12 protein-coding genes are annotated in these 11,882 nt (G+C 72.6%); 2 read left to right on the forward strand and 10 right to left on the reverse strand.

Annotation, left to right across the window (positions count from 1 at the left end; translation table 11 throughout):
* Positions 1 to 241: 241 nt before the first annotated feature.
* Together ACSRUE_RS04815 and ACSRUE_RS04820 are read right to left on the reverse strand one after the other, a co-directional pair.
* On the reverse strand, positions 242 to 955 hold the full coding sequence (locus tag ACSRUE_RS04815) for an HAD family hydrolase (RefSeq protein ID WP_441289991.1): 714 nt from the start codon (positions 953 to 955) through the stop codon (positions 242 to 244).
* 3 nt (positions 956 to 958) lie between these two features.
* The gene (locus ACSRUE_RS04820) at positions 959 to 2,746 is read right to left on the reverse strand and encodes an AMP-dependent synthetase/ligase (RefSeq protein ID WP_441289992.1); all 1,788 of its coding nucleotides are present in this window, start codon (positions 2,744 to 2,746) and stop codon (positions 959 to 961) included.
* A 179-nt stretch (positions 2,747 to 2,925) separates the two neighbouring features.
* Between ACSRUE_RS04820 and ACSRUE_RS04825 the strand changes: the two genes are divergently transcribed.
* Positions 2,926 to 4,917, forward strand: coding sequence for a serine/threonine protein kinase (locus ACSRUE_RS04825; protein WP_441289993.1), 1,992 nt, complete (start codon positions 2,926 to 2,928; stop codon positions 4,915 to 4,917).
* A 23-nt stretch (positions 4,918 to 4,940) separates the two neighbouring features.
* Here the strand turns inward: ACSRUE_RS04825 and ACSRUE_RS04830 are convergent, their stop codons facing one another.
* From ACSRUE_RS04830 to ACSRUE_RS04845, 4 genes are all read right to left on the reverse strand, one after another.
* A complete protein-coding gene (locus ACSRUE_RS04830) occupies positions 4,941 to 5,636 on the reverse strand; it encodes a hypothetical protein (RefSeq protein ID WP_441289994.1) in 696 nt (231 codons plus the stop codon).
* Between the two features lie 117 nt (positions 5,637 to 5,753).
* Complete coding sequence (locus ACSRUE_RS04835; protein ID WP_441289995.1) at positions 5,754 to 6,113, reverse strand: YXWGXW repeat-containing protein; 360 nt, start codon at positions 6,111 to 6,113, stop codon at positions 5,754 to 5,756.
* Positions 6,110 to 7,072: a prepilin peptidase gene (locus ACSRUE_RS04840; RefSeq protein WP_441289996.1), complete on the reverse strand. Its 963-nt coding sequence runs from the start codon at positions 7,070 to 7,072 to the stop codon at positions 6,110 to 6,112. Before ACSRUE_RS04840 ends, ACSRUE_RS04835 begins: the two co-directional genes overlap by 4 nt.
* A 10-nt stretch (positions 7,073 to 7,082) precedes the next feature.
* Positions 7,083 to 7,370 (reverse strand): hypothetical protein, encoded by a 288-nt coding sequence (locus ACSRUE_RS04845; RefSeq protein WP_441289997.1) that lies wholly within the window; start codon positions 7,368 to 7,370, stop codon positions 7,083 to 7,085.
* 62 nt (positions 7,371 to 7,432) lie between these two features.
* Here ACSRUE_RS04845 and ACSRUE_RS04850 point away from each other — a divergent pair, with 62 nt between their 5' ends.
* Positions 7,433 to 8,719, forward strand: coding sequence for a formylglycine-generating enzyme family protein (locus ACSRUE_RS04850; protein ID WP_441289998.1), 1,287 nt, complete (start codon positions 7,433 to 7,435; stop codon positions 8,717 to 8,719).
* 42 nt (positions 8,720 to 8,761) lie between these two features.
* Here ACSRUE_RS04850 and ACSRUE_RS04855 read toward each other — a convergent pair whose 3' ends face one another.
* The 4 genes from ACSRUE_RS04855 to ACSRUE_RS04870 all read right to left on the reverse strand — a co-directional run bounded on the left by ACSRUE_RS04855 (position 8,762) and on the right by ACSRUE_RS04870 (position 11,826).
* Positions 8,762 to 9,211: a YbjN domain-containing protein gene (locus ACSRUE_RS04855; RefSeq protein ID WP_441289999.1), complete on the reverse strand. Its 450-nt coding sequence runs from the start codon at positions 9,209 to 9,211 to the stop codon at positions 8,762 to 8,764.
* A gap of 90 nt (positions 9,212 to 9,301) precedes the next feature.
* Entirely contained in the window at positions 9,302 to 10,492 is a 1,191-nt protein-coding gene (locus tag ACSRUE_RS04860) for a hypothetical protein (protein WP_441290000.1), read from the reverse strand.
* A complete protein-coding gene (locus tag ACSRUE_RS04865; protein ID WP_441290001.1) occupies positions 10,489 to 11,553 on the reverse strand; it encodes an alpha/beta fold hydrolase in 1,065 nt (354 codons plus the stop codon). The genes ACSRUE_RS04860 and ACSRUE_RS04865 overlap by 4 nt, the downstream gene beginning before the upstream one ends.
* 42 nt (positions 11,554 to 11,595) lie before the next feature.
* On the reverse strand, positions 11,596 to 11,826 hold the full coding sequence (locus tag ACSRUE_RS04870) for a TIGR04563 family protein (protein ID WP_012241296.1): 231 nt from the start codon (positions 11,824 to 11,826) through the stop codon (positions 11,596 to 11,598).
* Positions 11,827 to 11,882: the final 56 nt, after the last annotated feature.

Below are 11,882 nucleotides of genomic sequence, written 5' to 3' on the forward strand. Positions count from 1 at the left end.
TCGACCCACCGGCGCGGGGCAGCGAGGCGAGGAGAGCCAGGAGAGAAGCGCGCGCGACGAGCGCGGGCGGAGCGCCTTCCGGGACGTTCGTGCTCACGGACGGAAGGGCGAGCGCGCGGCGCGCGCGTGGACCTCGCGACCTCGCGCGCGAGCGCCGCGCCGACGGGCCGCGCTCGCCAGGTGACGGGCTCACGGAGATCGCTTCGCTGGCCGCACGACGGCGCGCGGCGCAGCGCACGCGCTAGAAGCGGACGCCGAACGCCCGGAGCGCGCGGCGCAGCGTCTCCGCGCCGTCGCACACCGCCACCCGCTCGGCCTGGGACACCTCCGCGGCCCGCGCCGGGTCCCCCTTGAACCAGACGGCCCGCATCCCCGCCGCGAGGGCGCCGACGACGTCGGCGGCGAAGGAATCGCCGACGTGGACCACCGCGGCGAGCGGCGCACCGAGGCGCTCGGCCGTCCACGCGAAGATCTCCCTGCCCGGCTTCTCGAACCCGAGCCGCCCCGAGTCCGCGACCGCCACGAAGTGCGCCGCCCAGCCGAGCTCTTCGATCAGCTCCTCGAGCCGGCCCTCCGAGTTCGACAGCACCGCGACCGGCACGCCGGCCTGCCGGAGCTCGATCACGACGTCGATCATCCCCGCGATCGGCCTGCGCCAGAGGTTCTTCCGGGGCTGCTCCGTCCAGAGCCAGTCGACCGCCGCGTCGAGCGCGCTGGCCTCGACGCCGCCCACCTCGAGCAGGCGGCGCATCATGATCTTCCACGGGTGGCCGCCGAGCCCGCGCTGGATCGCCTCGTTGTACGCGCGCCAGCTCTCGTCCACCGCCCCGTCCAGCCGCTCCCGAGGCGCGGCGATGCCCCGCTCGGCGAGGCGGGCGGAGAGCAGCCCGGTGTCGAGCTCCACCAGGGTCTGGCCGAAGTCGAAGGAGACGGCTGTGGCAGGCTCGTTGCTCATGGATTACTCGGCGTACATCGCCTCGATCTCGCGCGCAAAATTCTGGCTCACATTGCGCCGCTTGATCTTGAGCGTCGGCGTCAGCTCGCCGTCCTCGATGGTGAAGCCGCGCGGCAGGATCGAGAACTTCTTGATCGTCTCGACCTGCGCGAGCTCGCCGTTCACCGCGTCGACGGCCCGCTGCACGGCCTCCCTGATCTCGGGCGACGCGTGCGAGAGATCGCGGCCGAGCCCGCGCTCGGCCGAGAGGCGCTCCACCGCGTCGGGGGCCAGCACGAGCAGGGCCGTGAGGAACTTGCGCCCATCGCCGACGACCACCGCCTCGGCGATGAGGTCGTGGCGCTTGAGCGCCTCCTCGATGTTCTTGGGCGAGATGTTCTTTCCGCCGGCCGTGATGAGGATCTCCTTCTTCCGCCCGGTGATGTGGAGGAACCCTTCCTCGTCGAACCGGCCGAGATCCCCCGAGTGGAGCCAGCCGCCGACCAGGGCCTGCGCGGTCGCCTCCGGCTCCTTGTAGTAGCCGAGGAACACGGTCGGCCCCTTCACGAGGATCTCGCCGTCGTCCGCGATCTTCACGTCCATGCCTGGCACCGACGGCCCCACGGAGCCGAGCTTCGTCCGGCCCGGCACGTTGTAGCTCGTCGCGCCGGTCACCTCGGACTGGCCGTAGACCTCGGTGATCAGGATGTCGAGCGACGCGAAGAACTCGAGGACCTCCTTCGCGATGGGGGCCGCGCCGCTGCTGAACGCGTGCGCCCGGCCGAGCCCCACGGCCGCCTTCACCTTCGCGTAGACCAGCCTGTCGAAGGCGCGGTGCTGAAGCGCGAGCAGCGGCCCCGGCGGCTCCCCTCGGGCGCGGAGCTCGCTGTGCTGGAGCCCGACGCGCCTCGCCTGATCGAGCATGATTTTCTGCACCCCCGTCGCGCCGGAGAGCTTCGCGTCGATCCCGGCCCTCAGCTTCTCCCAGACGCGCGGGACCCCGAAGAAGGCGGTAGGCCGCACCTCCTTGAGGTTGTCGGCGAGCGCCGCCATCGACTCGGCGAAGTACACGGCCGCGCCGACCGAGGCCGGGATGTGGATCGTGAACATCTGCTCGGCGACGTGCGAGAGAGGCAGGTACGAGAGCGCGATGTCCCGCGACGAGCACGGGATCAGGCGCGCCGCCATGTCCGCCGAGCGCGTGAGGTTCTCATGGCTCAGCATGACCCCCTTCGGCGGCCCCACCGTCCCGGAGGTGTAGAGCAGCGTCGCGAGGCCGTTCGGCTCGAGCGCGTCGAGCCGCTGCTCGAGCAGCTCATCCGAGACGCGGTCGCCCCGCGCGAGGAGCTCATCCCAGGCCAGGATCCGCGGATCGCGCGGATCGCCCGCGAACTCCGCGCCCCGCATCAGCACCACCCACGAGAGCCGCGGCAGCCGATCCCACTGGCTCAGCACCTTCTCCAGCTGGGCCCTGTCCTCGACCAGCACCACCTGCGACCCCGCATGCCGCACGACGTGGCGCACCTCCTCGGGCGAGCACGTCGTGTAGATGCCCGCGGGAGCGCCCCCGATCGCCATGCAGGCCACGTGGAGCACCACCCACTCGGGCCGGTTGAAGCCGAGGAGGCTGACCGTGGCGCCGGGCTCGAGGCCGAGCGCGAGCAGCGCCTTGCCGGCGCGCCGCACCTCGCCCGCGTACTCCCGGAAGCTGGTCATCCTCCAGAAGCCCCCCTCCTTGACGTAGTGGGCAGGAGCCTCGGGACGCGCCTTCGCCTGGCCTAGCAGGCGCCGCGGGATCGAGTCACAGGGCATCGGGCTACCTCGTTCACGGGCAAAGATGCGCAATCACAGGCGAATTTTACTGCACCCGCCCGGCGTCCGGGACCGCCTGGGGGAGTGGCGTCCCGCACAGTAGCAGCAGACGCCGCGGCGTTGCTGGCCCGCGCTGTCGTCAGCTTGACGGCACGTCTTTGGATCAGGACCATTCGGCGGTGGGCGAGCGCAAAGGGACGACCGAGGAGGCTGACTGGGCGGCGGACTCCGCCCGCAGCAACGAGCTCGCCGCCTCGGGCCCGCCGGAGCGCCTGCGGGCAGCGATCGACGGCGGGACCCTGGTCTCCAGGCAGGGGCTCGTCCCCGCGCCCGAGCCCCCACCCACCGTCCAGGTGCGGCGCGCGGATCGCGACGCGCCGACCACGGTCGGCCGGGATGCGCCGCCGGACGCGCCGCCGTCGCCCTCGGATCGGCACGCACGGAGCTTCGGAAAATACCAATTCATCGCGACGCTCGGGCACGGGGGCATGGCGGACGTGCACCTGGCGGTCGCGGTGGGGCCGGCGGGCTTCAGCAAGCTGCAGGTCATCAAGCGCCTCCGGCCCAACATTGCCGACGAGCCCGAGTTCCGGGACATGCTGCTCGATGAGGCCCGCCTCGCCGCCCGCCTGAACCACCGCAACGTGGTGCAGACCAACGAGGTCGGCCTCGCGGACGGCGAGTACTTCATCGCCATGGAGTACCTCGACGGGCAACCGCTCAGCCGGGTGATCTCTCGCGCGCGAGAGCAAGCGCGGGCGATCCCGTTCGCCATCCAGTTCTGGATCCTCAGCGAGGTGCTGGCCGGCCTCCACTACGCCCACGAGCTCGTCGACTACGACGGGGCGCCGCTCAACGTCGTTCACCGCGACGTCAGCCCCCACAACATCTTCGTCACCTACGACGGGCAGGTGAAGATCGTCGATTTCGGGATCGCGCTCGCCGCGCACCGCCTCGTCGAGACGCAGACCGGCACGATGAAGGGCAAGGTCGCGTACATGGCGCCGGAGCAGGCGTTCTCGCACTCTTCCCAGATCGATCGGCGCGCGGACGTCTTCTCGGCCGGCGTCATCCTCTGGGAGATGCTCGCCGGCCGCCGCCTCTGGCGTGGGCTGTCCGATCCCCAGATCATCTCGCGCCTGATGCGGGACATCCCGGACCTGCGATCCGCGCGCCCCGAGGTGCCCGTCGAGCTCGCGCGCATCTGCGCCAAGGCGCTCGCGCACTCGCCCGACCAGCGCTATTCGACGGCCGCCGCCTTTCGCGCGGAGCTCGCTCGCTACACCGAACGCCTGGAAGAGCAGGTGACGGCCGAGCAGCTCGGCGCGCTCATGCGCGAGCTGTTCGCCGGCGAGCGGTCCGAGATCCGGGCGATCATCGATCGCCAGCTCAAGCAGCTGCAGGAGCACGGCGCGGAGGCGGGGAGCGCAGGGCTCGCCGGCCGCGCGCCGAGGCTGCCGTCGCTGCCGGGGCGCGAGCCGCTCGACTCGGATCCTCCCGCGCAGGAGGAGGGCGCGACCACGGGCTCTTCGCCGCCTTCGCCCACGCGTGCCCTCCACCGCTCGAGCCCTCCGCAAGCGACGCTCCACGCCGTCGTGCGGACCGAGCCGGCCACGGCCGTTCAGCCCGCGCCGGCGCCGCGGCGCTCCCGGTTGCCGCTCGTCGCGTTCGCGGCGGTCATCGCGCTGGTCGGCGCCGCGACGCTGTACCTGAAGCTGCGCGATCCGGTCCAGCAGAGCCTCCGCGTGACCCCTCCGCCGGCCCAGAGCGCGCTGCCCGCGCCGGAGCCCTCGCCGCCCCGCGCCGAGCCCTCGCCGCCATCCGCCGCGAGCAGCGCTCCACGCGAGCAGACCGACGCGTCGCTCCTCCGCGCATCGATCAAGGCGAGCCCCGCCAGCGCGAAGATCTTCGTCGACGGGGTGGAGCTCCCGTCGAACCCGTTCGACGGCAAGCTCATCAAGGACGGCGCGGCGCACCGGATCGAGGTCTCCGCGCCAGGCCACGCCGCGCAACGACGGATGCTCGTGTTCGATCGGGACATCGAGCTCGAGGTGACGCTCTCCCACGCGCAGAGAGGCCCGGCCCCCGTGGCCACGGCGACCCCGAAGATCGTCAAGCCCCCCGTCGAGGCGGATCCCACCGTCCCGCCGCCGAAGCCCGATCCCTACTGACGCGCGGGGCGCGCGGGCGGCCGTTACAGATCCTGGTAACCGATCGGCGGCTCGACGAGCTTCGCCGCCTTGGCGACGCCGCGGAACACGTAGTCGGAGTAGCTGTAAGGCCCGTCCGACCACACGAGGAAGTCGTCCGCGAGCACCCCGCTGGGCGCTCCCTCGCAGAGCTCCGGCGCCGCCATGACGGGCCCTTCGTTGTAGATCGGCGCCGACGCGTTGACGGCCTCCTCGGCCTCTTCCATGGCGGCCAGCGCGCCGGCGTGCCGGTCGGCGTCGAGCTCGTCGACGGGGTAGAGCTCCCAGTCGAGCAGCACGAGCTCCGGGTGCGGGGGCTCGTTCGGGGCCGACGCGAAGGGGGCGTGCGCGGCAGCTGGGAGGCCCGTCCGCGCGAGCGCCTCGATCAGGCGGCTCCGGTAGCGCAGCGCCGCGTCATCCGGGGTCCAGAACGCCGTGAGGGCCGCGATCACGTCCTCGGTCTTCGCCTCGCGCCACAGCGAAGGGTCGCGCGAGCCGAGATCGAGCGCGCGCTCCTTCCGGAGGCGCGCCTGGAACGCCGACGCGTGCGGCGCGAACTCCGGCAGCTCGGCCAGGGCGTGATCGACGGACCAGTGGAGCCGATGATCGACCTCGCGCACGTACCGGTGCTTGCCGAGGGCGCGGAGGAGTCGGGCGATTTCGTCGGGTGTGCGCGCTGCGAACGACCAGGCAAGCATCATGGGGCAAGGCTCATCGATCCGTGCAGGGGATGGCACGCCGAGCTGGCTCGCCGATGCCGATCGGGCGGCGGGCACCTCGGCACGAGCTGAATTCCCATCGCTCGGCCGCGGTGTCGATCACTTCTTGCCGGGGAGGTGCCACACGCCGGCGAACCACACCAGGGATCCGTCTGAGCGGCGCACGGTGGTGGCAGGCGCGAAGTACGCGCCCGGCGGGACGGGCTCCCATCGTCCCTGCTGCCACGCCCAGCGGCGGCTCCGCCACTGCCACTCGCCGTCGATCCACACATCGCCCGGCCGCTCGGACGGCGAGATGATCTCGACCCGCGCAGGCGGCGGAGGGTACGGCACGACCACCGTCGTCTCGCTCGGCAGGTGAGGGCCGGTCGGAGGCAGCGGGAGCGAGCTGCCGCAGCCCGCGAGCACGAGGAGCGACGCGAGCGGGATCCCGAGCGCGCGGCGCAGGGCGGCGTTCATCCTGCGTCGATCCAGGAGAGGTACGCGTCCAGGACGTCGCGGCCGACGAGCAGGCACTCCAGCGTCGCGAGCGCGAGGAACGGGCCGAACGCCATGCGGGCCTGGCCGAACCCTTCGCGAGGCTCCTCCGCGAGCGGATCTTGCGCCAGCTCTTCCTCGGCGGCGGCCCGCTCCTCGGGGGACATGGCCGCGAGCTCGGCGCGGATCTGCTCCCGCTCGAGGCGAACCGCCTCGGGCTCCTCGATGCTCCCGCGCAGGAGCAGCGTGGCGATCGCCATGATCGAGCCCTGGATGGCGCCGGCGCCGAGCACGAACAGGGCGCCCCCCCAGCCGAACCACGCGCCCGCCAGCATGAGGAGCTTGGCGTCGCCGAGGCCCATACCGACGCGGCCGCCGCGGATCCGCGGGTAGAGCACGACGAACGGCAGCCAGACGATGCCGAAGCCGACCGCCGCGCCGACGAGGGCGTCGACGAAGCCCATCGACCGCAGCGACGCGGTCGCGACGCCGAGCACCGCGCCGCCGAGGGTGATCGAGTCGGGGATGAACATGTGCTCGAGGTCGATGAACGTCGCCGCGAGCAGCCCGAGCGCGAGCGCCAGGTCGGCGGTGTACGTGGCGAGCGCGTGGAGGGCCGGCGTCGTCCCGGGGAGCCGGAGGAGGATGACCTCGATGATCGCGAGCGAGAGCACGCCGCCCGCCGCCTCCACCAGGGGATACCGCGGCGACACGGGCGCCCCGCAGCAGCGAGCGCGGCCGCGCAGCAGCAGGTAGCTGAGGACGGGGATGTTGTCGTAGGCGCGGATCGGCGCGCCGCACGCCGGGCAGCACGAGCCCGGACGGACGACGCTGAGCTCGCGCGGGACGCGGTGGATGACGACGTTGAGGAAGCTCCCCCACAGCAGGCCGAAGCAGAGCCCGAAGGCGCGCAAGAACCACGGCGAAAAATCGGCGAGCATCACCTGGGGCTCATGTCCTCGGGCTCGACGCGGCGAGCCGGAGCATCATCGTGAGCGCCTGCTCGAGCTCCGCGATCGTGGGTTGCACGGGGCTCTCGGCGAGCGCCGCCTTGAGGTCGACGAGGCGGCCGCCGAGCTCCTGGTAGTGACGGCGCACCCCCTCGGTCGGCGCCTCGGCGACCCACCGCCCCACGATCTCGCGCAGCTCGTCGAGATCGCTGCCAGCGAGGAGCTGCGCCATCTGCGAGGCCATCGGATCCGGTGCGCCGCTCACGCCCTGCCCCATCCCGGCCAGCATAGCGCGGGCACTTTGACGGGCGAGGGGTCCTGCGACATAAGGCGTGGCGCTTTCGAGGAACCGTGCCGACGAGGACGCCTGCCGTTGCCCTGATCCTGCTCGCCGCCGGCATCGCCGGAGGGGCCAGCTGCAGCCGCGCCGAGCAGCGAGAGCCCGAGGAGAAGCGCGCGGACGGAGGCGCCCCGCAGGCGCCCGCGCCGCAGGGGAAGGTGCTCGAGGCGGCCGAGAACGAGTCGCCCGCTGCGAGCGCGGCGCCGCGGGCCGGCGCCGCGGCGGCCGGGCCCGCGCGGATCGAGATCCCTGCAGGAAAGCTCGTCGCGGGCAGCACGCCCGGCGACAAGGGGCGCGATCCGACGCTCGAGCCGGCGTTGCTCGACGTCGAGCTGGGCGGCTTCACCGTCGATCGCTCCCTGTACCCGAACGATCCTGCGCAGGCCCCGCTCACCGGGGTGACGCGGGCGCGCGCCTCGGAGCTCTGCCAGCAGGCCGGCGGGAGGCTGTGCACCGAGCTGGAGTGGGAGCGCGCGTGCAAGGGCCCCGAGGGGACGCCCTACGCGGGCGGCGCGGCGTGGGATCCGGCGTGCGCCAAGGCGCCCGCGTCGTGCGCGTCCGGGTTCGGCGTCGTCGGGATGGGCGCCGCGCTGCGCGAGTGGACCGCGAGCGACATCGCGCCGATCGAGAACCTCCAGCCCAAGGCCGCCGCCGTGCGCGGGGCCACGGCGAGCGCGAGCGCCGTGGATCACCGGTGCGCGCGCCGCGCGGCGGTCGATCCGGCGGTGACGGGCGACGACATCGGCTTCCGGTGCTGCCACGGCGCGCCGAACGCGGCGTCGATCCCGTCGCCGCAGTGGCAGCAGACGTTCCGGCGCGCGGAGATCGGGCCGCAGCAGGTCGCAGAGCTGCTCGCGTCGGTGCCGCAGCTGCGCGACCTCGGCGGGCGGATCTCTTTCTTCAAGGAGCCCGACGACACGAACGCCGTGCTCAACCGGGGCCGGACGCGGCTCGCGCCGAGCGGCGCTCCGGCGAGGCAGCCCGAGGCGGGCCCGCCCCCGAACACCACGCTCACGACGGCTCCGCTGCTCTGGAACCCGGTCCCGGGCGAGGAGGTGCTCGTCGTGACGGGGAAGGCCGACGACGACGCGTTCATCGTCGCGTTCCTGAAGCTCCCTGGAGACCGCTACCGCATCGCGTCGTCGCTGCTGCTCAAGGACGACCCGGGGCCGCTCGCGCTCGGGTTCAACGGCTACGTGCGGCGACGGCTCGCGTGGGCGACCTGCTGGGACTGCCGCGGCGAGTCCGGCAACATCACCTACCGCGACGACAACCGCGTGGTGATCACGCAGAAGTGACCCCGCCGCGGCGCGGACCGGACACCGACGCGCCCCGGCGCCTCAGGTGTCGGCGCCGAGCAGGGTGTGCTGGTAGGTCGTGCCGTATTCGATGATCCGCTCGACCGCGTCGACGAACTCCGAGCGGTCGAGCGACTCGGTGGGCAGCTCGGCGCACAGCAGGATCTCGTTCCGATCATCGAGGGCGAACTTGGCGACGCGCATGTCGCGGTTGGCCTCGAGCAGATGGCGGAGCAGGCCGAGCACCTGGCCGGTGTCCTCGGCCAGGGTCGGCATCGCAGCGCCGTCCTGGGCGTCGCGTTCCGCGTCGAGCAGATCGAACACGCCGAACATCGAGAGCACGACCCAGTTCTCGGTGCACTGGACGTAGAACGGTGGGAGCTCGACGATCCCTTCCTCGCGCGGACGGATGCGCAGGGTCGACGGCTTCGTCAGCTCGGCGCTGTAGCCGATCTCCTCCGTCCAGCCCTGCAGGGTCGCCACGTCGATCACGGATGACGTGATCGCCCTGCCGCCGCCGGAGATCAAGATGCGGCGCGCCGGAAGCCCCTTCGCAGGGGCAAGCGACGGAGGCGAGGGGCGCTAGAGGCTGAGGACGGCGTCCTCTCCCCGGTCGGCGACCTTCGCCGCGATCAGGCTGAGCAGCGCTTGCCTCCGCTCCTCGAGCTCGACGAGCGCGCGCGGCGGCACCAGCTCCTCCTCGATGCCGCCAGGGCGCAGCGCCGCGGCGGCCTCCTCGGGGCCGAAGCGCGCGAGCGCATCGCGAAGGGCCCGGGGGAACCGCGCCGCCTCCACGAGGCGCCCGAGCTGCCGATCGAGCTCGTGCGCCTTCACGTGCAGCGGGAAGGCGCTCGCGTTGGCCTCCAGGCTGAGCGCTCCCGCGTGCACGTCGATGACGATCTCCTTCCGGAGCCCGTTGCCCGCCAGGTAATCGAGCACCAGCACCTCCAGGTAGCCGCGGAGGATGGGCGCGCGCTCGCCGCGCACTGGCGACGGCGAGCGCGCCCAGCGCGCCCACACGTCGAGCTCGGGCGCGTCGTCGAAGCGTACGGACCGCCGGCGAGGCGAGAGCCAGCGCGGGCCGGGCGGACCGGGAGCGGGCGCGAGGACCAGCGCGTCGACCGTCCCGTCGTTCATGACGGCGAGGCGACGCAGCAGCTTGCGCGCGTTCGGCTCCCGGCCGATGAGCGCCGCGAGCTCGCCGATGCCGAAGCGCCGCGCCGCCGCCGCGGGCACGACCTGCGCGCCGAGCGCCCTCGCCATGCGGTAGAACGCGAGCGGGCGCCGGAACGCGAGCGGGGCCTTCTTCTGCGCCGGCGCGAGCTTCACCTTCACCTCGCGCGGCGCCGCTCCCTCCGCGGGTGCGCCCAGCAAGAGCGTCGCCTCGAACCGGCCGTCCGCCACCTTGCCCGTGAGCCGCAACGCGCGCAGGGGCGAGCGCTGGAGTGCGCGCGCGACGCGCGCGTCCCCCGCGGCCCAGGCGCTCGACGCGAGAGGCGAGCGCTGCTCGGCCGGCGAGCGCGCATCGACCGGCGGGCGCGCATCGGCCGGCGGGCGCGCCGTGGGCGCGCCGATCGCATGCGCGCTCTCCTCGTCGACGAGCGCAGCGATCGCGCCGACGGACCCGTCGCTGCGCTCGGACGACGGTCGCGCGCACGAGACCGCGAGCAGCGCCGCCGCGACGAGCATGCGCGGCGCCCCCGCGCCGCCGAGGCGCCGCAGCGGTCCGCGCGCCGATCCGGGGGCGCGCAGGTCGCGCGCGCACCGGCTCATCCGTCCTTCGCGAGCCCGCGCGGATGGTCCGGCGAGGGCCCGCCCTCGGCGAGACGCTGCGACGACGCCTCCTCGGCCAGCGGCCGCGAGCGCCCGTCATCCGTCGCAGCCTGCGAGCCTGACGCCCGCGCGCTCGCCCCGAGCGACGCGCCGCCGATGACGCGCTCCAGGAGGAACTGCTCCACGCGCTCGATGACCATCTTCTTGCGCTCCAGCGGGACGATGTGCGTGCCGCCGCTCACCATCATCAGCTCTCCGCGCGGCAGCGCCGCCGCCATCTCCTCCGCGAGCCGAGGCGGGGTGAACGTGTCGCGATCGCCCGCGATCACGAGCGCGGGCACGTCGATCTGCGGGAGCAGATCGAGCGTCGAGTGCTCGCCGGCGCTGCGCAGCATGTGGAGGAACATCGAGAAATCGATGTCGACCATGTGCCGCATGTACGGCAGCAGATCCGCCGGGGTGACCGCGCTCGCGTCGACCTCCCGCGTGAGCAGCGCGATCCGCAGCGCCATCGGCGCGGGCACGCGGCTCCAGAGCGCGCGCGCGATGTGCGGGTGCGCGTCGACCTGCTCGATCAGCCGCGGCAGGAGCTGCGCGAGCACGTCCGTGCCCTTGAAATGGTGCGTGATCCTGCCGGACGAGCCGCAGATCAGCACGAGCCCGCGCACCCCCTCGCGGTGGGTCCGCAGGTGCTCCAGGATGACCTGACAGCCCATCGAGTGCCCGAAGAGCACCACGGGGCCATCTCCGATCGACGCGCGCACCGCAGCCAGATCGCTGGCGTGATCGCGCAGCTCGACCGCCTGCGGATCACCAGGCAAGCTGCTACGACCATGGCCGCGGTAGTTCCAGTGGGCGACGTTGACCGTACGGGCCAGGTCGTCCCACAGGTACTTCCAGATGAAGCCGTCGCACGCGATGCCGTCACAGAGCACCGCGGTGAGGCGTCCCGAGCCCGCCCCTACCCCGCTGGCCAAGCTTCCGCTGCCGCCGGGACCTTCCCGGTAGCGGACGTAAATCCGCGTACCGTCCTTCCCGGCGGCGAAAAGCTCTCGACCCATCGATCCCCGAGCGACGCGGCTTACGCGAGGCTCGCGGCGATGTTAGTCGCCGCTGTCCTCGTCGTCAGCCACGTCATTGACACTCGGAAGCTTTTTGATGTCTATCCGCGCCAGCTTCCACGCGCGCTGCACAACCCAAGAAAGCGAGCGATCGAGCCGCGCCGCTTCCTCCTTGATTTCCTGCAGCATCGACTCCGGAAAGTAGAGGCTCTGCTTCCGCTTGTCCGTCTTCGAGGCTTCGTTGTTTTTCGCCAGCGTGTCCTTGTCGGTCATACGCTCTTGGGGCTCCTCCCGATCCGCCACAGAAGAGCACCTTAGCGTACGGTGCA

The organism is Sorangium sp. KYC3313 (genome assembly GCF_052075895.1).
GTDB classification, from domain to species: Bacteria; Myxococcota_A; Polyangia; order Polyangiales; family Polyangiaceae; genus Sorangium; species Sorangium cellulosum_B.

What these genes read in the sequence shown, in the direction of transcription:
- ACSRUE_RS04815 (WP_441289991.1), bottom strand. Translation starts at nt 955, where the DNA reads ATGAGCAACGAGCCTGCCACAGCCGTCTCCTTCGACTTCGGCCAGACC.
- ACSRUE_RS04820 (WP_441289992.1), bottom strand. Translation starts at nt 2,746, where the DNA reads ATGCCCTGTGACTCGATCCCGCGGCGCCTGCTAGGCCAGGCGAAGGCG.
- ACSRUE_RS04830 (WP_441289994.1), bottom strand. Translation starts at nt 5,636, where the DNA reads ATGATGCTTGCCTGGTCGTTCGCAGCGCGCACACCCGACGAAATCGCC.
- ACSRUE_RS04835 (WP_441289995.1), bottom strand. Translation starts at nt 6,113, where the DNA reads ATGAACGCCGCCCTGCGCCGCGCGCTCGGGATCCCGCTCGCGTCGCTC.
- ACSRUE_RS04840 (WP_441289996.1), bottom strand. Translation starts at nt 7,072, where the DNA reads ATGCTCGCCGATTTTTCGCCGTGGTTCTTGCGCGCCTTCGGGCTCTGC.
- ACSRUE_RS04845 (WP_441289997.1), bottom strand. Translation starts at nt 7,370, where the DNA reads ATGCTGGCCGGGATGGGGCAGGGCGTGAGCGGCGCACCGGATCCGATG.
- ACSRUE_RS04860 (WP_441290000.1), bottom strand. Translation starts at nt 10,492, where the DNA reads ATGAGCCGGTGCGCGCGCGACCTGCGCGCCCCCGGATCGGCGCGCGGA.
- ACSRUE_RS04865 (WP_441290001.1), bottom strand. Translation starts at nt 11,553, where the DNA reads ATGGGTCGAGAGCTTTTCGCCGCCGGGAAGGACGGTACGCGGATTTAC.
- ACSRUE_RS04870 (WP_012241296.1), bottom strand. Translation starts at nt 11,826, where the DNA reads ATGACCGACAAGGACACGCTGGCGAAAAACAACGAAGCCTCGAAGACG.